This window comes from Virgibacillus halotolerans (assembly GCF_016908515.1).
Lineage (GTDB): Bacteria > Bacillota > Bacilli > Bacillales > Amphibacillaceae > Virgibacillus_M > Virgibacillus_M halotolerans.
This window is the reverse complement of record NZ_JAFBEA010000009.1, coordinates 23,869-46,032: the sequence shown is the minus strand read 5'-3', so window position 1 is coordinate 46,032 and position 22,164 is coordinate 23,869. Positions and strand designations below refer to the sequence as shown.

Genomic DNA, 22,164 nt, shown 5'->3' with positions numbered 1-22,164 from the left:
CCTCACTCCTCCTCTTCTATATATTTTTTGTAATCTTCTGCTGAAACTACTTTGACATCAAAGGTCATATCAGCATGTTGCAAGCCACAATACTCGGCACATTTTCCTTTGTATGTGCCTGCTTCTGGGTTTTTAATTTCATATGTCAGTTCTTTATCAGGGAAAACGTCCACTTTCCCAGCCAAAGCAGGTACCCAAAAGGAATGGATAATGTCTGCTGATTTCAGATGGAAAATAACCGCATCCGTCTCCGGTATAACCAATTCATCCGTTACTTCTTTGCCATTTTCGTGGGTAAATGTCCACTTGAATTGTTCTGCTTTAACATCAATAGGAACACCATCCAACTCCTCCTTGGCATCCGACACCGGTGATTGGTCATAGGTAATCGCAATCGTTGGGACGGCAAGTACAGCCAATAAGAGGACAGGCAATATTGTCCAGGTTAACTCCAGTTTTAGATTTCCCTTCACATCTTTTGGTATAACGTCATCCTTTTCCTTGGTATAACGATATTTAAACACAAACCAAGCAAATAAAATAAATACCGTAATCACAACGATTGTCATCAATCCAAAGCTAAACCAAATTAAAAAGGATTGTTCCTTGCCCGTACTACTTTTTGGATCTAGCACCGTTATATTACAGCCAGCGAGAAATAAGAATATAGGTAAAATAGATAGCTTTTTCATTTTTAACAGCAACCTTTTCTGTAATTGTCAGTTAGTCATCTATTTCCCATCGTTTCCGGTCGCCAAACCTGTTGGAGGATTTAGATGAAAGTATCATCACGAGAATGGAATATACTCGCTTTCCATGGGGTCTCGCATATTCCATTTGCTGGGATGGATTTTCATTTTCGGCAGTTTGTTTTACTGTTTTGGTTAATAGTAGCCAATTTCATAAGCACTTGAACTTATCCATAGTTCTAAATATTAGATACGCCATCATTTAATCATTCATTAATTCGGAGCACTACATCGTTGATTGGAACGGAAGGCGAAGACACCAGCGGGAAAAGCACATGTCTGAAGGCCCCTTAGTGTGGGTTTCTCGAGGCAGGTTAAGTACGCGACGTCCTGGGACTGCACCACGGGTTCGTCCCACCGAAAACCTTTGCACTAGCACATCCTGTGCGTCGAAAGCCGTGCCCGCGTAAAGCGTCCGCCTGCAGTGGAATTCAACAGTTTTAGCACCAAATTGTAGACGGGCGGTGGGGGTAAAAAGGAACAACCTTTTAAAAAAAACATACGAAAAAAGGAACCAACCTGATTTTTCCGGTTGGTTCCTTTTCGTTTAATTAATTTTCTTCTACTTTTTCTTCCAATTGTGCTTCCAGCTGAGTAATTCGTGCACGTAATTCCTGGATATCTTCTTTTGTTGCTATTCCCATATCTTTTGCCATTTCTTGTGTTTTTGTAGATTGTTTTACGTCCCATTCATCTTTTTTCATTTCGCCTTTTTCAACGAAATCCCGCATAACTTCTTTGGCTTGATTGGTTGACAGTTCATTTTTATCTACTAATTCTTTTAATTTCTGTTCGAACTTTTCTTTGCCGCTAACAGCTGCTCCAAGCCCTAACAAAAATCCTTTTTTTAGATAATCGCTCATTCTTAACACCCCCTCACATGCTCGAACGAATCATACGATAGTGTATGAAAAGTATAATATTTATCATGATAATAAACAACCCTATTGCAATGATACCGCTGATGGTCAATGGCTGTAAGCTGATATGAACGCCATATATGATCAATCCGGCGCTACACAGCACCATAACAAAAGTAATTAGCTCAAGCACGACAAAGAACTGATGCTTTAATTGTTTCTTTTGTTTTTCTTTATCCCACTGTCTATCTTTTTCCCCACTTTCGAGAAAATGTAACATTGCTTTTGGAAAAGATAACAATGGTTTAGCCATGTCCACCGCTGTCTGTACATAGATACCCTCCACAAAGCCACCGAACCATTGTTTTATTTTTGGCTTTGCCCATTTTTGAATATCAACATCCGGATATAATTCAAATAATATACCAACCACAATTGACATGGCCCTACCTAAATAGGCATATTCTGCTGGTAATTGGATAGGCTGGTCTTTGATGAAAATACTGATATCATCCTTTATTTGTTCCATTGTATGTTCATCCATATTACTAAATGAACCATTTTGATATAATTCTATCGTTTGTTTAATCATCTTTTTCAACTTTTTTCGGTTGGCGTTCGGCAGTAAGAAGTTCATTTCATCCAGCGTTTCAATCACTTTGTCATAATCATCCACAACGATGCTACGGATCAGCTGTTTAAAATAGTTTGTATCCTGCTTTCTGACTTCACCTACCATGCCAAAGTCAATAATAGAAATCATGCCATTTTCTTGAACCAGAATATTCCCTCCATGTGGATCAGCATGGAAATAACCACTGTTGATAAACTGATCTAAATACACATCAAACAATGTCTTTGCTACCTTTTGCACATCAATATGATGATTGTAAAAAAAGGCAAGATCAGTTATCTTTGCACCCCCTATCCATTCCATGACCAACACTTTTTCCGTACATAAAGACTCGTAATATATTGGTACATGAACAGCATCATTGTCCTTCAATCGTTCTTGGAAGTATTTTGCATAGGACAATTCCTTTTGATAATTTAATTCACGATTCATCACAATAACCAATTCGCGATACAATGCTTTTAAATCTGCCTTTTTCCCAAAAGAAGTGAAAACAGATAAGATCCAAAATACAATCCGTAATGCGGTAAAATCTTTATGGAAAATTTTCTCTATCTTGTAACGTTGTACCTTAATAGCAACGTTTGACCCATCTTTTAATGTCGCCTTATATACTTCCCCTATAGAAGCGGAGGCGACAGAATGCGGTTCAAAGTATGAAAGATGCTGGTCCAACCTTGTTCCCCATTCCCGCTCCATTAACGCTTTTGCGTAAGCTTCAGACATTGGTGGTACACGATCAACTAATCCGCTAAGTTCCTGTATAAAAACATCTGGCATAAAATCGGCTCTCGTACTAAAAAATTGGCCAACTTTAACCAGTACGCCACCGAGATCTATAGCCTTTTTACGGTATTCCTTCGCTAACTTTACCAATAATTTGTCCCATTTGGCATTCGTTCTCTCATCCCAAACATTATATCGCGCATGGAAAAGGTAAATTTGAAGAATAAATTTTAAGACCATCCAAATGATAACAGTACTACGATAAAGCGCATTGTATTTCAAAGCACTTTTCAATATAAACACCTCACCCTACTTTACCCAACCAACGATAAATCATAAGTGATTTACGAATAATTTGTGCCCTTCTCCGCACATTATGTACACTAATTTCATTAAAACAATTTTTACACTTGAATATTTTATCATTCTATTGCATAATTATTCAGGTTGCATTTTACATGCTGACCATTACCAAGTACAATTTAAATATCTAGTAACACCACGGAGGATCTTATGAGAAAAAACAACTATACATTCGGCGATCATTTAAAAATTATTATCCCGTCGCTTATCGGCGTCTTTTTATTTATTGCACCTATTAAAACGGCGGAAGGATTGACAATACCCATTGCTGTTTTAGCTGGCTGGGTAGAGGAATTATTGAAAAATCAATTATCCGCCATCATGATGATCATCATCATTATTACAGCAATCATGACAGCTTCTGCTAAAATGTTTGGTCCAAAAGCTTTTGCTAAAAGCCCTTTCTTCCATAATCTTTTTCATGTCAATATGTTTTGGACAATCACTAGGGTGCTTGCAGCCATATTTGCTGTGATGGTATTCTTCAAAATTGGACCAGAATTTATTCATGGACCAGATACAGGTGAAACACTGTTGGATGGCTTGTTACATACTTTGTTCGCTGTCTTTCTATTCGCAGGTATGCTTTTACCGTTGCTTATGAATTTTGGTCTATTGGACTTTTTCGGTATATTAATGACCAACGTGATGCGTCCTTTATTCCGCTTGCCCGGTCGATCATCTGTGGACTCTCTGGCATCATGGGTCGGTGATGGTACAATCGGCGTGCTATTAACAAGTAAGCAATATGAAGACGGCTTTTATACAAAGCGAGAAGCCGCAGTCATCGGTACCACTTTCTCCGTTGTTTCCATTACCTTTACCATTGTTATACTTGATGAAGTAGGTCTGATGGATATGTTTATACCGTTTTACTTAACAATATTGGTAGCCGGTTTAATTGCCGCACTCATTATGCCACGTATCCCACCACTTTCCCGGAAAGCAGATACGTACGCAAAAGAAGCATCAGAAGGTATTGATGAAACGATTCCAGCAGGTGATAACGCATTGACATATGGTTATAAAACAGCTCTGAATCGGGGTAAAAAAGAAAATAGTATTTATAAGTTTGCTAAAGAAGGTGGAGAAAACATTCTCGATATGTGGATGGGTGTTGCTCCTGTAGTGATGGCATTCGGTCTGATTGCACTGATGATTGCAGAATATACGCCTGTATTTCAATGGCTCGGGATGCCGTTCATTCCTTTACTCGAATTAATGCAAATACCGTATGCAGCGGAAGCTTCGCAAACCCTATTAATTGGTTTTGCGGATATGTTTATACCTGCAATTATCGGTTCATCCATTGAGGCAGATATCACGCGTTTTATTATTGCGGCACTGTCTGTCACCCAATTAATTTACATGTCTGAGGTTGGAGGCCTTTTACTCGGCTCAAAAATCCCTATTAATTTCAAGGATTTAATTATTATCTTCCTGTTACGAACAATTATTACACTACCGATTATTACCTTAATCGCACATATCATTTTTTAACGCAAAAAACAGACGACATCTATTCCGTGTCGTCTGTTTCTTTATACATCATGCTGTTTTCGCATACTTCGTTGCCGTTATATAGGGGGATAATTTAATATACGATCTATCCGAATCTTTATTTCATGATTTTTGCTATTTTACCTGTATTTAGTGCTGTGTTCTTTGGTATTTCATGATCTGCCTCTTCATATTCTGACGCTTTTTCAACCATGTTCGGGTTAAAGCCCAGTTGCTCCGCTGTTGCGCTCATAAATTCATAGTAACTTTTTGTTTCACCTGATCCTGTATGATAAGTACCTACCTGATCATTTTCAACCATTTGAACAATGGTACCCGCCAAATCTTCTACATTGACAAACGTTCTGATTAAATCGTCACGAAAAGCAATCGCTTTCCCTGATCTCAAATGATAGGAAAGCTTGTCTGTACGTTCATCCAGTTTCCCTATTTTATTTTCACCAAAGATTGGCCCAGCCCTTAGGATTACATAATTAGACAATTCATGATTAATCAATCGCTCTGCTTTGACTTTCGCATTTGCGTACGTACTATAAACATGATCATCTGGTAGTGTTGATAAAGGATCCGCTTCTTTGTAAGGTCCTTTTCCGGCACTAAATACAAAATCGGATGAAATATAAATCAGCTTGGTGGCTGGTGTTAAAAAGGTTATTAAGTTTATCAATCCATTATCCGTTAATTCATGCTCATTTGGCCCATCCATCACAGACCAGACGACAACATCTGGATTTTCACTTTTATAGTAATCGGAAAATGACTCAGGTTCATTGATATCAAGTTTGATTAGATCGTCAAATAATGGTGGTTCATCTAAATATGTGCCACTCACTTCCAAGGCCTCTTTGTCCTTTAATCTTTTATAAACAGATGCACCGACATATCCACTGGCTCCAAATACACAAACTTTCATGATTAACACCATTCCTTCCCCTGAAATGTCCTTAGCGTTTAGTTAGATGTTTGTGTGGAATCTTTATTTGTCTTATCATGTATCGCGTGCTTCATGATCGAAGCCCTAACCTCAATTAACGGTTGCCATATACCAAGAACCGGTTTACTTGAAAGTACAAATACAATCGCTGCTGCTACAATAGCCAACCCAGCTAAATCTGCAAAGTTATTTACTTCAAAGAGACCCACTTCTCGGAAATACTGGATGAAAAAGCCATGTAATAAATACACATACAATGTTCGTGTCCCTAATTTCGTAATGCTTAGCTTCCTTTTAGGAACCCATGCTAAGAAACTAATTACCATCATCGTTGCGGTCAAATACACTAACAGGCGAGCCATGCCACCAAATTCAGTCATTCCTAAATCACCGTAGGATTTAGATGCCAACAACCAACCTGAGTTTAACTCCGGTGCAAAATAGATACCTGCCGCAATACCTGTCATGACAACTAATGATGCTATTTTTACTCCCTGATGTTTCACCAACATAATCTGTTTTTCCGTTATCCAAAAACCAGCAAGGAAAAATGGGAAAAAGACAAACGTTCTGGATAAGCTAAACGTGTGACCTATATTACCAAAGTAACCTACCATCACACCGATTAGAATTGCTAAAGCAATCCCTGGAATCGGTGGTATCTTCTTAAAGAGGGCTAAAAGTACATGCCAGCAAAATAAACTAAACAAGAACCACAATGCCCATTGTGGATAGAAAACCCCCGCTTGCCATCCATCTTTACCAATAAAAAAATAAAATATCGTGTAGAGTGATTGAAAAATCAGGTACGGTATTAATAACTTCTTTGCCAACTTCATGATATATTGCTTATTCCCTGATCCTTTCGCAAAGAAACCCGATAATAATATAAATGCAGGCATATGAAATGTATAGATCCATAAATACAGTGTATTCATACCCGTTGATTGCTCAATAAATGGTTGAAGTAAATGTCCAAACACTACTAAAAAAATCAATAAAACTTTCGCATTATCAAAAAAAGCATTTCTCTCCATTAGCTTTCATCCTCTTTTACTTATAATAACTCTTATTCTCTATATACCCATTTTGGAGCAGTTTAATGATGAATACTACCGGTTTCATAAAGTTGTTATCTATTTGTAAATAAATTGAAATATGATAAACAAGTTAAAATAGCTCCTAAAAAATGCTGACTAGGTAAAACGAAGCTATTTGACATCATTTATTTAAACCAAATTCCACATTAGAAAACGTGGCAATCGTCAAGCCATAATGGCACTTGCCTTCGTTGCACTGATGCAGTAAAAAAGTAGTTAGCCTTTCTTATCTGCTCCAAAACATCTTTTATTTCAGTGACGAATAGGTGACAGCTGTTAAGCAAATTAAAAATGCCTCCTTTTTCTAGAGGAGACATTTTATTTTTACAATGTCATGTTGCTGCCTTTTTCTTTTGTGCTGTCTTTCTTTTTGGCTGCTTTGGCTTGGGTTTATCTTTCTTTGCCCGATCAAGGGAAGCTTGGAGCGCATCCATTAAATTGGTTTCATAATCTGGTCCCGGTTTGTCGCCTACTGCTGCGGTAGTCGTTGTTTGGTCCTTATTTTTCTTCTCCTCTATTAATTCGAGCAATGCTGTCCGATAATCATCTTTATACTTTTCCGGTTCAAATTCGGTTGTTAACTGTTCAATCAACATTTTAGCTGTATCCAGTTCCTTTTTTACTGTTTTCACTTCATCCGGCACATTCGGAACGTCCTGTACATTGCGTACTTCATCTGGATAGTGAATGGTTTCCACAACTAATGTATTTTCATAAACACGAATAACTGCGAGCTGCTCTTTTGATCGGATGATCATTTTGGCTATTCCAATTTTCTCGGTATCCTTTAAGGCATTACGCAACAATCCATACGCCTTGCTTCCACCTTCATTTGGAGATAAAAAATAACTTTTTTCAAAATAAATCGGATCGATATCGGCTAACTTTACGAAGTCTACAATTTCAACGGCTTTGTCTGTCTGCTCTTTTCTTAATGCCTCTAATTCCTCTTCATCTAAAACCACAAATTTATTTTTAGCATATTCATATGCTTTAACAATTTCCTCATTTTTCACTTCCCGATTACAAACAGGACACACCTTTTCATATTTAACCGGTGTTTGGCATTCCTTATGCAGCTGCCTTAACTTCACATCTTTATTTTCCGTCGCTGCGTGCATTTTAACAGGGATATTAACAAGCCCAAAACTGATCGTACCCTTCCACATCGTATGCATGGTCGGACCTCCTTTTTGACCTTAGTTTGTCGGTATCGACTACTTTTATGCGATAGGGTTTAATTCCTTCCAAATGAGCCATTTTAAAAGAAGGGAGGTTTTTTCTGGTGGACATGATGAAACCAATAGCAAGTAACGCTATTCCAAGTGGTGACGAATGGTTATATGAAGTGAAGTTTGATGGTTTTCGATGTGTTTTACACTGGGAAAAGGACAGTGTAAAGCTTACAAGCGGAAACAATAAGGATTTAACGGATAACTTTCCGGAAATTATTGCCTATTGCCATGAAAAACAAACACTATTAACTAAATTTCTACCTTTAAAGCTTGACGGTGAATTGGTTGTTTTAAACAATGCATATCAAGCTAATTTCTCTTGGATACAGAAACGGAGTAGACTCAGAAGCAAGGACTCCATTCAAAAGGCAATGGAAACAAGGCCAGCAAGCTTTATGGCTTTTGATCTACTACAGCAAAAAGGAGAGGTTCTTCTACATCGAAGCTTTCAGGATCGCAAAAGGTCACTGAAAACTTTGTTTTCTGAGACAGTAATGGACGCAAAAATCCGCATGGTTACTGCATACGAAGATCCCGATTCATTATGGCAAACGATTAACAATTATAAAGGAGAGGGCATGATTGCGAAGCGGAAAAGCAGTATTTACTATAAAGGGAAAAAACATCATGATTGGTTCAAAATAAAAAACTGGCGGACAGTTCAAGGATTCTTGACGCGGATGAATACGGAAAATGATTATTTTACGATTGGTGTTTATGAACAGGAGACGATCAAAACAATCGGAAAGTGTAAACATGGACTGGATGAAGAAGCAATGCAAACATTAAAGCAACTCTTTTTAACAAAAGGGAAAAAACAGGATAATGTCTATACGCTCCCACCAGCAATTTGTGCAGCTGTTCATACCCTTGATTTACTTAAAAATGAGCTTCGTGAGCCGGAATTTAAACAACTCTTACCTACTGTCCCACCAACGCAATGCACCTTGGAGCAGTTAAATCTTGATCTAGCAATGATCCCTTCTACAATTGAACTGACAAATACTGCGAAAGTTTTTTGGCCTGAAAAAGGGGTGACCAAAGGCGATTTGCTCACTTTTATACGGGACGTTTCTCCCTATATGCTACCATTTTTAAGAGAAAAGGCACTTACCACTATTCGTGCCCCTGATGGTGTGCAAGGGGAGTATTTTTTTCAGAAGCATCTTCCCCCTTATGCGCCCGCATTTGTCGATTTTGTTGCTATTGATGGCGAGAAACTGATTGTTTGTAATGAGCTGGATGCATTAGTTTGGTTTGCCAATCACGGGGCGATAGAATACCATGTTCCTTTTCAACTGATAAATAGTGATCAATATCCAAATGAAATTGTTTTTGATCTAGATCCACCGGGAAGAGAAAAATTTAATTTAGCTGTTCAAGCTGCTCAAATTATAAAGCCTTTACTAGATAATTTGGACCTTATATCCTTTGTTAAAACTTCTGGAAATAAAGGACTGCAAATTCATATTCCAATTCCCGCAGGCAGCATGACATATGATGAAACAGCCCTCTTTACACAAGCCATCGCCTGGACGGTGGAAAATGCTTATCCAAATCTGTTTACAACGGAGCGATTAAAGAAAAATAGACAGGGACGCTTATACATTGACTATGTCCAGCACGGAAAGGATAAAACATTAATTGCCCCGTACTCAACTAGAAAAACGTCAGATGCGACCGTCGCCACGCCACTTTATTGGCATGAGGTTGTAAGCAATTTGCGCCCTGAGCTATTTACCACTCAAAGCGTGCCAGAACGTATACGGGTGCTTGGTTGTCCTTTTACTGGATATTTTGATGTGGGGCGTGAGCAGCATTTGGATAAATTATTGGAGATGGTGAGAGCCTAGACGCGCGGGTGTGGCATCCAACTTTTCGGTTTACTTTCCGATCCCCAGGCTCTCTCCGAAAAAATAGCCGCTCCCAGCAGGAGCGGCTATTTTTTACAATGCAGTTTTTTTCTCTACTGCTTCTTTATCATTGAATTTTTCTATATTAAAGTTCTTTAAGATACGTGATGTGAGTGTTCCAGAAACCATACTTCCATTTACATTTAAGGCTGTACGTCCCATATCGATCAGCGCTTCGACAGATATTAAAATACCTGCTAAGGCAACTGGCATATTCATCGATGATAGCACAATCAATGCTGCGAAAGTTGCTCCGCCACCGACACCAGCAATTCCAAAGGAGCTGACGCCAATAATGAGCACCAATTGTACAATAAAGCCGAAAGAGAGTGGATCAATGCCCACGGTTGGTGCGATCATGACTGCCAGCATCGCCGGATAAATACCTGCACAACCGTTTTGCCCCATCGTTGCACCGAATGAAGCGGACATGTTGGCAATCCCTTGATCAACACCGAGTGAGTTTTTCTGTGTCTGGATATTTAATGGAATCGCACCTGCACTTGAACGTGATGTGAAAGCAAAGAGCAGTACTGGTAGCGCCTTTCTGATAAAGGATAATGGGTTTAAACCAAATACCCCTACGAGCACCATATGAACGATGAACATGAGCAAGATGGCTACATAGGATGCGATCACAAATTTACCCAGTTGCAAAATCCCTGCGATATTCGTACTCGCAACGGTATTTGCCATTAACGCTAAAATACCAAACGGTGTAAGTCGTAAGATTAAAGTTACGATTCGCATAACGACCGCATAAAAGGAATTTACTATCTTTGTAAATACTTCTGCTTGCTCCGGATTTTTCCGGCGCAATCCGAGAACCGCTATTCCAACAAGCATAGAAAATATAACAACGGCAATAACGGATGTAGGACGTTCACCTGTCATATCCATAAAGATATTCGATGGAATGAAGCTCAATATTCGCTCAGGAGTTGATTGTTCTTCTACTTCACCTAATGTGGATTCAAGTTCAGAACCTCTATCCATTTCATCTTGACCCATGTCAATTTGATCCGCACTTAGATCAAATAATGTCGCCGTTCCAATCCCAATGAGCGCCGCAACCATTGTGGTAGTAATCAGAATACCAATAATCCAGGCAGACATTTTTCCCAATTGAGATGTTTTTTCCAAGTTAATAATCGACTGAATAATGGATACCATAACTAAAGGGATTACGATCATCATTAACAGTTGAATATATCCATTCCCAACAATACTAAACCATTCTGTTGTTCCGGTTAGAACTTCTGAATCTGCTCCATATATAGCCTGCAATACAGCACCAAGGACAATACCTAATCCCAAACCAGTAAAAACGCGCTTCGTAAACGAGAAATGCTTTTTCTGCATCCAGATAAGCAATCCGATGAGCGCTAATAAAATCACTATATTAATAATGATAAAGAATAAATTCATTCCCTTTCCCCCCATTTTCTAATACCTGTATCTAAGTACTTTACATATATCATATGCAAGATGTACAAATCCGATAAAATTAGTATGACTTTGAATACGATACAATGATTTAAGAAAAGTGTCAAGAAAATGATTTTCATAAAGTGAAACTTCATTCAGGGAGAGTTTTCGACGCACAGGACGTGCTAGTGCAAAGGTTTTCGATGGGGCGGGCGATAGCGCAGCCCCAGATGTTGCGACAATGCTTTTCGATTGTCCGTCATTTTAAGGGGGATCTACGCCCATTAATCTGCAATAAGAAAGCACATGGTCTAGTAAAAACCATGTGCCATCTTATTATGAGAGCTGTGCTTGTAATCCAATTTCAACATTTCCTTGCAATGCACGGGAGATCATACAACTCTTTTCTGCCTTTTCGACTAGTTTTTCCAACTTTTGATGTTCTTTATCCGTTGCATTTGCATCTAGTGCTACTACTGGTTTATGGATGATTTTCTTGTATGTTATGACGCCCTTCGTTACATCCACGATGCCTTCTGATTCAAGGGATATTTCCTTTAATGGTAATGCCGCACGTTCAATCATTGCTGCAAGTGTAATGAGATAGCAGGTTGCTGCCGCTCCTAATAACATTTCATCCGGATTTGTGCCAACTCCCGGTCCGTCCATTTCGGGCGGGATAGAGATCTTCGTCTGCAAATTCCCCGCTTCAATATAGCCTTCACTATTTCTGCCACCAGCCCAGTCCGCTTTTAAATGAAAATGATGGTTTGCCATGTAATCACCTCACCCTCTATTTTAACGTAACGCTATTTTTTGACAAAAAATAGGATTACTTTTTAACATTGCATGTTAAATCCCCTAAAGATGAAACCTTTTATCAGCTCTTACGTATGTATATGAAGTAATATGTGGATGGGGCGGGATTAAGATGAGTTCAAACAGCTTACAGGAAAAAACGACAAAATATATCGAAATTCATAAACAACTAAGGGATATTTTAAAATGGAAGGTACCTGACAACCGCGTAAACATGATGATTGCTTCCTTATATGTAGTGAATCAGAGGGATTTTCATGCGGGCAACTTTCTGGACATTGTAGCCGCTATTAAAAAACAAGCCGGTATGTTCTCCGTACTCCGATCCTATCAAGGATTCACAACTGCTGGCATGCTGGATGTAAACTTCGAGCAACCGATCCATCAGATTGAGCAGTTGCTTGATTTATATAATCAGTTTGTAAAGGCAAAGTTCCAGCGCGGTTCGTTTACGTACATTGCTGCGTCCGTACTGTTGACAAATGAACAGTCAGCCACTGATAACACAGCGGTTATAAATAAGGCAATGAAACTTTATCAACGAATGAAAAAAGAACATGCCTTTTTAACAAACAAAGGAGACTATCCGTTAGTGACATTACTTGCGCAAGCAGATGAACCAGTCGATGATCTAATTGCACGTACAGAATTATTTTATGATCGTTTAAATCAGGAAGGGTTTCGAAAAGGAAATGACCTACAATTTCTTAGTCATGTTCTTTCATTAAATAATCAAGAAAATGTTAATACGTTGGTCAGTCAGGCGATACAAATGCACGATACATTCGCTTCTTATAAAATCAAGGCCAAATCACTGTATTACCCGGTGATGGGGATGCTTACATTGCTTCCTCCAGGTGAAGTTAATATGACTGCAATTACAGATATATACGAACAACTTAATAAGGAAAAACATTTCAAATGGCAAAAAGATATGAATCTTATTATGGCTATTAATTTTTATGTAAGTGGTCGATTAAATAATTCGAAGCTATCGGAAACAAGCATATACACCACGATGGAAACGATTATCCAAGCACAGCAGGCAGTGATGTATGCAACGATCGCCAGTACAACAGCCGCTGCAGCTTCTTCCAATAACAGTAGTAATTAGCCCGGCAGTGCGCTGGGGCTAATTTGCGCCAGCGCTTTTTCAAACACACCTACTGCTGATCTAATATTTCCTTTAGCACGTTCGCCTGGTTGTCCTTCTCATCCTTTGCACCATATAATAGGGTGAGTTTTTTATTATGTTGCTTGGTTAACTTTTTTAATTCCTCCAGTTCTTTCTCTTGATCTCCACTTTTCAACTCTTCCTTATATTTTTTCTTAAAATCATTAAATTTATCTGGATCATGACCAAACCATTTGCGCAAATCGTTGGATGGGCCAACCTCTTTCATCCAATGGTCAAGCCGTGCCTCCTCTTTTGACATGCCCCGCGGCCATACACGGTCAACAAGCACGCGAACACCATCATTATCCGCTGCATCCTCATAAACCCTTTTTACTTTCACTGGCATTTTTACTCCTCCTTTGTGATTCTATTATTATCTTTACCCGTTAGTAAAAAAAATAAGCAATCAGCGCCCTACCGAGCGATGATTGCTTTTTAATTATTCATTTTCGTGTTTCAGTTTTCTGCCGGAGACGATCCAGCCGATTACTGCGATACCGATTAACACAACATAGAAAGTCGCCTTCCACAACGTCGAATGTGGGAATGCGTATGGAATAATACCAACATCCTCATGTGCGAGCGTGAGGATTGCTAATTTCACCCCAACCCAACCTACGATTAAAAACGCCGCAATTTCAAGGCTCGGACGTTTATTAAGTAAATCGACGAAGATATTGGCCGCAAAACGCATAATAATTAAACCAATCATTCCCCCAGCGAAGATGACAAGAAACTGCCCAGTATCTAGGCTACCAATCTGTCCTAAACCTGTTGCTGGCAACGCAACTGCCAATGCAACTGCTGCTAGAATCGAATCGACAGCAAATGCTAAATCTGCAAATTCCACTTTGAGAACGGTCATCCAAAAACCACTGCCACTGGCTTCTTGTGGTTCCTTTGGGTGTTCTGGTTCTTTATGTTTTATTCTGTCATAAAGATTTTTAATCGAAATAAATAATAAGTAGGCTGCTCCGATTGCCTGTACTTCCCATAAGTCGACAAGAAACGAAATCATAAATAGGGAACCAAAGCGTAGAATAAACGCTCCTCCCAGTCCATAAAACAAGGCTCTTTTTCGTTGTTTTTCCGGCAGGTGTTTCACCATAATCGCTAATACTAGCGCATTATCTGCTGCCAGCAATCCCTCCAAACCGATCAAAACAACTAAAACCCATAAGTACTCAATTAATAATGAAGCATCCATGTTAGCTCTCCTTCTAAATAAAAATGGTCCTACCAACAGGTAAGACCATAAAAAAAGGGACCTTTACCTGTTAGTGGTAAAGGTCTCGCTAACAACACGTACGTTGCCAATGAAGCCGGAGATATTATCTCGTATTGACGACTTCCATTGTACAGCTACTCCCCTTTAGGAATATATTCTACTTTCATTAAAACGTTTTAAACAGAAAATGTCAAATGAAACTTTCTAGGCTTGTAGGATTATTACCTGTTATTTCGCTGAACATTGGTTCGTGAGCGCTGAAACTTGGACCGTGGGCGCTGAACCCTCAAGCGTGAGCGCCGGAACTCGGGGCGGACGCTGGACCCCGGAGCGTGGGCGCCGGAACTTGGAACGTGGGCGATGAACATTCGTGCGTGAGCGCTGGAACTTGGGACGCGGGCGATGAACATTTGAGCGTGAGCGCCGGACCTTGGGACGGACGCTGAACCCCGGAGCGTGAGCGCCGGAACTTGGGCCGCGAGCGCTGAACCCTCAAGCTTGAGTGCCGGAACTTGGAACGCGGGCGATGAACTTCGAAGCGTGAGCGCCGGACCTCGGGACACGGGCGATGAACCCCGAAGCGTGAGCGCCGGACCTCGGGCCGTGAGCGCTGAAAACTTTGAATTCTGATTCACGTATACCAATAGTTACGCATTAATAGGAGGAAATTATTTTCTCCATATGACCTTCCATGGTTTCCTTTAACTGCGCTAAAGTCACTTCGCTATCTTGACCGCTGTCTCCACGTACACCGTAATAACATTTAATTTTGGGCTCTGTTCCGGAAGGGCGTAGACAAACCCAGCTGTCTTTTTCTAAAATAAATTTCATCATGTTTTCGTTAGGCAGATGAATCGTTTCTTGTTTATTCCCATCCCCAATGAAGGTACGTACACCCGATGAATAATCTTCTATCTTTTCAACCTTCAAACCCGCGATCGTTGTTAGTGGTTGTTCACGAATCCCAGCCATAATGGCTGCTATTTGTTCTGACCCTTCTTTTCCTTTTAGGGTTAAAGCAGACATGCCTTCCAGATAAAATCCATGCTTTTCATATAGTACATCAAGTGCTTCCAGTAATGTTTTACCCTTGTTCTTCCAATAATGGGCCATTTCAGTAGCCATCACGGCAGCCTGTACAGCATCTTTATCTCTTGCAAAGCTACTGATTAAATAACCATAGCTTTCTTCAAAGCCAAAGATAAAGTTTTCTCCTGTTTTCTCAAATTCTTTTATCTTTTCGCCAATAAATTTAAATCCTGTTAATGTATCGATCGTTTTTACCTTGTAGGAATCCGCAATAGCACGACCGAGTTCTGTCGTGACGACCGTTTTAATCATGCATGCATTTTTAAATGATGCTGGATCACTGTGGGAAAGAATATAATCGAGTAACAATGCACCTAACTGATTTCCAGTTAAAACTTGATATTCCCCTGCCTTATCCTTGACAGCTACCCCCAAACGATCTGCATCCGGATCCGTACCAAGTAGTATATCTGCATCTGACTGTTTCCCGAGTTCTATTGCCATTGTAAATGCTTGGTGCTCTTCCGGATTTGGCGATGCCACCGTTGAAAACTCCGGATCTGGTTTGGCTTGTTCAGCAACGACATGGACATTGGTAAAATGTAATTGATTCAGCCCCTCCAACACAAGATCCAAAGCCGTACCATGTAAGGGGGTAAACACAATACTTAAATCCTTGTCCTCCTGTTGAAGCGCTCTATCCATTCTCGTTATTTGTTTTAGCCGCTTTAAATAGGCATTGTCAACATCAATTCCAATCCAGTGCAATAAATTATCTTCTTCCAACGCTTCCTTCTCTATAATCGGAACTAATAATTCATCTTCTGTTTGCTGGATCGCTGTAATAATTTCAGCCGCTTCTGCCGGCGTGATCTGCCCACCGTCTTCATTATAAACTTTAAACCCATTATATTCTGGTGGATTGTGGCTTGCCGTAATCATAATCCCTGCTGCTGTTCCTAAATGGCGAACCGCAAATGAAAGAACTGGTGTCGGACGAAGTGATTCAAATACATGTGTTTTGATTCCGTACGAACCGAGCACTTTTGCTACTTCTATAGAAAATTCAGGTGACATGTACCTTGAATCATATGCCACAACAACGCCACGGTCTTTTACATTTGTTCTGTTCGCTAGTAAATAGTTTGCCAGCCCATTAACCGCTTTCCGCACCGTATAAACGTTCATGCGGTTAATACCTGGTCCTAATATCCCTCTCATCCCGCCAGTACCAAAAGTTAATTCTTGATAGAAAGCATCTTCCAGCAACTGTTCATTATCTTTTATTTTATCCAGATCTTCTTTCAGTGAGGTTTCCAGATTTTGAAATGAATTCCACTTGTGGTAGACTTTTTTCCAGCTACTCATTACAGCCATCCCCCATCATCTTTGTATGATCAAATTCTAGCATACTCTTATTGAAGATTCTATATCTTAGACTAAACGATTTCATTTAAGGTTATAATAAGTAGAATAGGGAAAAACCCTTTCCATTCTAAACATTAGCAGGTAAAATGAATATTAAATAATATGATATTGAAAGTAGTGGGTGTGTTTGTTTAATAAACGATGGTTTCAAATATTGGTGTTTTTTATTCTTGTCTTTCTATTAATCTTGTTAATTGCTGCAACGAACTTTATTTTCGACCCTTTAGTAAAATACTTGGGCGCAGTTATTGTCCCGTTCATCGGTGCAGGAATACTCTATTACTTAACAAAACCGTTGATGCACTTATTTGAGAAATGTAAAATAAACCGGTTATTTTCCGTTCTATTAGTATTTATCGTCTTGCTGCTTTTCGCGTTTTTTATCGTGAGATACGTTGGACCAATTGCCCAGTATCAATTTAACAACCTCATTGGTAACATGCCTAAAATGATCCATTGGGCGCAAGATATCATTGTAGATGTGCAATCCAGTCAAATCGCTATCCCGGAACAACTCGACGATGCGATCAACAACTTCACAGATAATCTGCAAGGGTACGCAGAAAATATCTTGAACTATTTATTTGGAGTTGTCGGCCAGCTGATTGGCTTTATTACATCAATCATACTGGTTCCGTTCTTCCTGTTCTTTATGCTCAAGGACGGAGAAAAATTCATTCCGTTCATTACACGTATCTTCTCCAAGAAAAAGGCAGCAAATATTCACAGCCTGTTAAGCAAAATGGATGAAACATTAACTTCCTATATTCAGGGGCAAATGATGGTTAGTTTTATACTTGGGATTTTGCTGTTTATCAGTTATCTCATTATTGGACTAAACTATTCATTAACCCTGGCATTGTTCGCCATGCTCATGAATGTTATTCCTTTTCTTGGTCCGTTTATTGCCGTTACCCCTGCATTGATTGTCGGTGCGTTCCAGGATCCAATCATGATTCTTTGGGTTGCTATCATCACGCTGATTGTCCAGCAAGTAGAAAGCAACGTGCTTTCACCTGCTGTGATGGGGAAATCCTTAGACCTGCATCCGTTAACCGTCATTACAGTTATTCTAGCTGCTGGTAGTATTGCAGGGTTCATTGGTATACTGTTTGCCGTCCCATTCTATGCAGTTATCAAAACCATTATCGTTCATTTCTATCAAACGTATGAAAAGTCAAAGGAAAATAAAGAGGATGCTTTAATATAAAGAAAAATTCGGCTAAACTGGAAATTGAGGTGATTACTGATGGAGAAACAAGAACTACAGGCGAAGTTAGTGGAATTGAAATCAGATTATGTCCGTATCCAAAGCGACATGGATAAATTGGAGTATGTAAAAGGAAGGGTTTCCTCTGCTGAAGGACAATTAATTCGTTTAGAAGAAGAAATTGCGGCAGTCAATCGCCAGTTGGATGAAATTGATGAATAAAACTTAAAAAACGTGAAGCTCCCATGAGGGCTTCACGTTTTTCTGTCTAGGTCAGCGCCTAGTACCTCGGAATCTTAAGCAAGAAATCCTTACCGTCATGGTATTCCTTGCTTTAGCTTGTCGGTGCTGTACGAGAAGATTCACCCTTTTCCTGTCCATTGCTACGTTGATTGTTTAATTTCTTTTGTATTTTTTCTTTTTCTTTACTTGGTGGTGTTAAACTTACAATCGTGTCGCCAATGGCAGGTGCTGTTTTCATTTCTTCTGAATAAAATTTAAGCTTTCCTGTCGGTGTAATTAAATATAAGAATACCGTTGAGTTATCTTTATCATGAACATATTGCTTATAATTATATTGCGCGGTCAATGTTGTTTGCCTGAAAACATAGCCAGCATAAAGCTTATCATTTAATTCGTCCATCGAAAACTTCTTATCAAATAAGATTCTCCCGCCAACTTTCGATACGATATCTGTGGAATTGCGGTCAATTTGATTAAACGGACTTACTTTAAACACATTGGTTCTGCCATATTCAGGCATAAATGTTGTACAAATCAGTGCATTATAAGAATGATCGTCGGTCAAAGCAATGAAATATTCATATGGAATTGTATCTAATACATACTCCGTCTGCTCTGAAATCATATCACCACGGTAAAACGGGATACCTGCTTCACGCGTTTTACGCAATCTCTCCCACGATGAATCGACAATAATAACAGGTATTTTAAGTTTCTGTAGTGATTTCGCTAATTCTACCGTAAATGGATTACTGCCCACAATCAATGTTCCTGGCTTGCCTTCTAATGACAAGTTAAGCTTTTTCGCTAACGGTCCAATTGAAAATCCATGGGCAATAACAGTGAAAAATACCAAACCAAATGTTAAAGTTGTTAAAATATTTGCATCCTCGTATCCCGCATCCTTTAATATGGAAGCAAAATAGCTGGATACCGTTAAAGCAACAATTCCTCTTGGTGCAATCCAACCCACCAGCGCCTTTTCATTAAAGGTTAAGCGCGTGCCAATGGTTGAAATAAATATGGACAGTGGTCTGACAATGAACATCATTAGCAGTACATAACCAATAATATTCGGACTAAATATCTGAAGCAATGTTTCTATTTTCAATGAAGCTGTCAGCATAATAAAAATAGCGGATATTAGCAACACGGAAAGGTTTTCTTTAAAATGGCGCATATCCGAGATGGAGCTAATCCCCATATTTGCCAATGTAATTCCCATTGCTGTTACAGATAATAGCCCTGTTTCGTGCATAATTAAGTCTGCGCCGGTAAAACAGAAAATAACAACAATAAATACTGCAGGTGATTTCAGGAATTCCGGGATGTGCCCAACCTCAAACATCCAACCTATTCCCCGACCACAAGCCCAACCAAAGATCGCGGCAAAAACAGATGCAGCAAAGAACAACAGCAATGCTGTTTCATCTGGATTGGTTGATGTAAAATAAGCAATTATTTCAAACGCAAACACCGCTAATAGGGCGCCAATGGGATCGACAATGATTCCTTCCCATTTCAATATTTTAGCTGGGCGCGGTTTTAATTTTGATTGACGGAGCAATGGCATGATCACAGTCGGACCAGTTACGATAAACAATCCGCCAATGACAAATGCTACTGCCCAGGAAAGGCCGGCTATATAGTGTGCGGTCAATGAGCCTAGTATCCATGCGATAAAGGCACCAACCGTAGCAATTCGAAATACAGGTTTACCAAGTCCTTTAAGTTCTTTAAAACTTAAATTCAAACTACCTTCAAATAAAATGATGGCAACCGCTACAGAAATAATTGGACCGTATAGGTCACCGAAATCTACTTCCGGGTTCATGAAGCCAAAAATCGGACCAGCAAGCAGCCCTGTAATGGACATCACAACAATTGCTGGCATACGAAAGCGCCATGCTATCCATTGAGACCCAATCCCCAAAAGACCTATTAATGTAATTTCGAATAATAGTGTAGTACCCATATCATCCCTCCCTATTCTCAATAAATATAAAGACATTCTAATTGGGAAACCGAAGAATGTAAACCATTTTAATCATTTAAGTTTCTTCTCATTATAGTGAATTGCCACGCATTTGTTATTAATTATCCAAAAAATGCATTGACAACCTATATAGCAGTTGTTACGCTATGCTATGTTTGCAATTAAATGGTCTATTTTGCTATCTCAATTACCTATATTTTCAGATAAAACAGTTTTCCATGAAAATATCATTCTAAACATCATCAAGGAGGTTCATCAATCATGAAAAAAGATACCTTTATTATCGGGTTCATGCTTTTTGCATTGTTTTTCGGTGCAGGAAACTTAATTTATCCACCTACATTAGGTATTGATAGCGGAACCTCTTATTGGTCCGCAATTATCGGATTTGTTATTACTGGCGTGGGATTACCGATCCTGGCAGTAACAGTCATTTCTTTTGTAAAAAATGACGCGCGGGAGTTAGCCGACCACGTCCATCCTATATTCGGATTAGTATTTACTTCGGTTGTATATCTTGCGATTGGTCCATTTTTCGGGATCCCGCGCGCAGCTACTGTTGCATACGAAATGAGTGTGGAGCCTTTTACAGGGGGCTCCTCCAGTCTACCATTATTTGTTTTTACAACCATTTTCTTTGTACTCGTATTTATTTTTAGTCTAAACCCATCAAAAATGGTCGATCAAATCGGTCAATATTTGACACCGATTTTATTACTGGCGATTGTCGCTTTAGCTATTGGTGGATTCTTATTATTAGATCAGCCCTTACAAGCACCGATTGATAAATATGCGAGTTCTCCTTTTTTCACTGGGTTCGTTGAAGGATACTTGACAATGGATGCAATCGCGGCACTTGCATTCGGAATTATTGTTGTGAATGCTTTTAAAGAACGCGGCATTCGGACAAAGGAAGGACTGGTCAAAGCAACATTAAAAGCAGGAGTCATTACAGGAATTGCCTTAATTGCAGTCTATGTTTCCATCGGTTGGATCGGGGCAAAAATGGCGGGACAGGGCCCATTTACAAATGGTGGAGAAATTTTATCTGTTGCTGCTGATACGATATTCGGCAGCTTTGGGGCATTACTCTTAGGCGCCATCGTTACACTCGCATGCTTTACCACCTCGGTCGGACTGGTTGTTGCTGCAGGTCAATTCTTTAATCGAATTACGAATTTATCCTATAATTGGGTGATCATCATTGTCACACTGGCAAGTTATATCATCTCAAATCAGGGACTTGATACGATTATTAGTTACTCGGTTCCTGTACTTGTATTTATTTATCCGATCACCATTGTACTGATTCTGCTTACATTTATGAACAAGCTCTTTCGCGAAGCTTCTTCTGTTTATATTGGAGCTATTGCATTCACAGCCATCGTCAGCCTGTACGATGGGCTGGTAGAATTTGGCTTCACGCTTCCAACAATCACACCATTCATGGAAAAGTTGCCGTTCTTCTCGATTGGATTGGGGTGGCTGATACCAGCTATCATTGGTGGATTAATTGGATTGCTATTTATGAATAAAACTTTAAAAACGAGCTGATTCATATTCAGCTCGTT

Annotated in this window: 18 protein-coding genes; 6 read left to right on the top strand and 12 right to left on the bottom strand. The window is 39.4% G+C overall.

Annotated features, from left to right (window positions below; all coding sequences use genetic code 11):
* Positions 1-2 precede the first annotated feature (2 nt).
* From coxB to JOC34_RS17365, 3 genes are all read right to left on the bottom strand, one after another.
* Positions 3-692, bottom strand: a complete 690-nt coding sequence (gene coxB / locus JOC34_RS17375) for a cytochrome c oxidase subunit II (RefSeq protein WP_205138053.1) — start codon at positions 690-692, stop codon at positions 3-5.
* A gap of 608 nt (positions 693-1,300) precedes the next feature.
* Positions 1,301-1,612, bottom strand: coding sequence for a phasin family protein (locus JOC34_RS17370; RefSeq protein WP_205138052.1), 312 nt, complete (start codon positions 1,610-1,612; stop codon positions 1,301-1,303).
* Positions 1,613-1,625: 13 nt separating this feature from the next.
* A complete protein-coding gene (locus JOC34_RS17365) occupies positions 1,626-3,263 on the bottom strand; it encodes an ABC1 kinase family protein (RefSeq protein WP_239544546.1) in 1,638 nt (545 codons plus the stop codon).
* 219 nt (positions 3,264-3,482) lie between these two features.
* Between JOC34_RS17365 and JOC34_RS17360 the strand changes: the two genes are divergently transcribed.
* Positions 3,483-4,832: a YjiH family protein gene (locus tag JOC34_RS17360; RefSeq protein WP_205138051.1), complete on the top strand. Its 1,350-nt coding sequence runs from the start codon at positions 3,483-3,485 to the stop codon at positions 4,830-4,832.
* 118 nt (positions 4,833-4,950) lie between these two features.
* Here JOC34_RS17360 and JOC34_RS17355 read toward each other — a convergent pair whose 3' ends face one another.
* The 3 genes from JOC34_RS17355 to ku form a co-directional block, all read right to left on the bottom strand.
* Positions 4,951-5,766: a sugar nucleotide-binding protein gene (locus JOC34_RS17355; protein ID WP_205138147.1), complete on the bottom strand. Its 816-nt coding sequence runs from the start codon at positions 5,764-5,766 to the stop codon at positions 4,951-4,953.
* A gap of 38 nt (positions 5,767-5,804) precedes the next feature.
* Positions 5,805-6,824, bottom strand: a complete 1,020-nt coding sequence (locus tag JOC34_RS17350; RefSeq protein ID WP_205138050.1) for an acyltransferase family protein — start codon at positions 6,822-6,824, stop codon at positions 5,805-5,807.
* Positions 6,825-7,219: 395 nt separating this feature from the next.
* Positions 7,220-8,065, bottom strand: coding sequence for a non-homologous end joining protein Ku (ku, locus tag JOC34_RS17345; protein ID WP_205138049.1), 846 nt, complete (start codon positions 8,063-8,065; stop codon positions 7,220-7,222).
* A gap of 113 nt (positions 8,066-8,178) precedes the next feature.
* On the opposite strand from ku, the gene JOC34_RS17340 reads away from it, so the two are divergent.
* Positions 8,179-9,975 carry a DNA ligase D gene (locus tag JOC34_RS17340; RefSeq protein ID WP_338062699.1) on the top strand — a complete coding sequence of 599 codons (1,797 nt, stop codon included), beginning with the start codon at positions 8,179-8,181 and terminating at the stop codon, positions 9,973-9,975.
* Between the two features lie 93 nt (positions 9,976-10,068).
* Here JOC34_RS17340 and JOC34_RS17335 read toward each other — a convergent pair whose 3' ends face one another.
* On the bottom strand, positions 10,069-11,463 hold the full coding sequence (locus JOC34_RS17335) for an L-cystine transporter (RefSeq protein ID WP_205138047.1): 1,395 nt from the start codon (positions 11,461-11,463) through the stop codon (positions 10,069-10,071).
* Between the two features lie 336 nt (positions 11,464-11,799).
* Entirely contained in the window at positions 11,800-12,240 is a 441-nt protein-coding gene (locus tag JOC34_RS17330; RefSeq protein WP_205138046.1) for an OsmC family protein, read from the bottom strand.
* Positions 12,241-12,394: 154 nt separating this feature from the next.
* Between JOC34_RS17330 and JOC34_RS17325 the strand changes: the two genes are divergently transcribed.
* Positions 12,395-13,396: a DUF4003 family protein gene (locus JOC34_RS17325; RefSeq protein WP_205138045.1), complete on the top strand. Its 1,002-nt coding sequence runs from the start codon at positions 12,395-12,397 to the stop codon at positions 13,394-13,396.
* 49 nt (positions 13,397-13,445) lie between these two features.
* On the opposite strand, the gene JOC34_RS17320 is transcribed toward JOC34_RS17325, so the two are convergent.
* The 3 genes from JOC34_RS17320 to JOC34_RS17310 form a co-directional block, all read right to left on the bottom strand.
* Positions 13,446-13,805 carry a DUF488 domain-containing protein gene (locus JOC34_RS17320; protein WP_205138044.1) on the bottom strand — a complete coding sequence of 120 codons (360 nt, stop codon included), beginning with the start codon at positions 13,803-13,805 and terminating at the stop codon, positions 13,446-13,448.
* 93 nt (positions 13,806-13,898) lie between these two features.
* Positions 13,899-14,666: a TerC family protein gene (locus JOC34_RS17315; protein WP_205138043.1), complete on the bottom strand. Its 768-nt coding sequence runs from the start codon at positions 14,664-14,666 to the stop codon at positions 13,899-13,901.
* 675 nt (positions 14,667-15,341) lie between these two features.
* Entirely contained in the window at positions 15,342-17,084 is a 1,743-nt protein-coding gene (locus JOC34_RS17310) for a phospho-sugar mutase (RefSeq protein WP_205138042.1), read from the bottom strand.
* 187 nt (positions 17,085-17,271) lie between these two features.
* Between JOC34_RS17310 and JOC34_RS17305 the strand changes: the two genes are divergently transcribed.
* Together JOC34_RS17305 and JOC34_RS17300 are read left to right on the top strand one after the other, a co-directional pair.
* Positions 17,272-18,354 carry an AI-2E family transporter gene (locus JOC34_RS17305; RefSeq protein ID WP_205138041.1) on the top strand — a complete coding sequence of 361 codons (1,083 nt, stop codon included), beginning with the start codon at positions 17,272-17,274 and terminating at the stop codon, positions 18,352-18,354.
* A gap of 39 nt (positions 18,355-18,393) precedes the next feature.
* The gene (locus JOC34_RS17300) at positions 18,394-18,576 is read left to right on the top strand and encodes an SE1832 family protein (protein WP_205138040.1); all 183 of its coding nucleotides are present in this window, start codon (positions 18,394-18,396) and stop codon (positions 18,574-18,576) included.
* A 112-nt stretch (positions 18,577-18,688) separates the two neighbouring features.
* Here the strand turns inward: JOC34_RS17300 and JOC34_RS17295 are convergent, their stop codons facing one another.
* Positions 18,689-20,572 carry a cation:proton antiporter gene (locus tag JOC34_RS17295; RefSeq protein ID WP_205138039.1) on the bottom strand — a complete coding sequence of 628 codons (1,884 nt, stop codon included), beginning with the start codon at positions 20,570-20,572 and terminating at the stop codon, positions 18,689-18,691.
* Between the two features lie 282 nt (positions 20,573-20,854).
* Between JOC34_RS17295 and brnQ the strand changes: the two genes are divergently transcribed.
* The gene (gene brnQ / locus JOC34_RS17290) at positions 20,855-22,147 is read left to right on the top strand and encodes a branched-chain amino acid transport system II carrier protein (RefSeq protein ID WP_205138038.1); all 1,293 of its coding nucleotides are present in this window, start codon (positions 20,855-20,857) and stop codon (positions 22,145-22,147) included.
* The last annotated feature ends 17 nt before the right edge of the window (positions 22,148-22,164 follow it).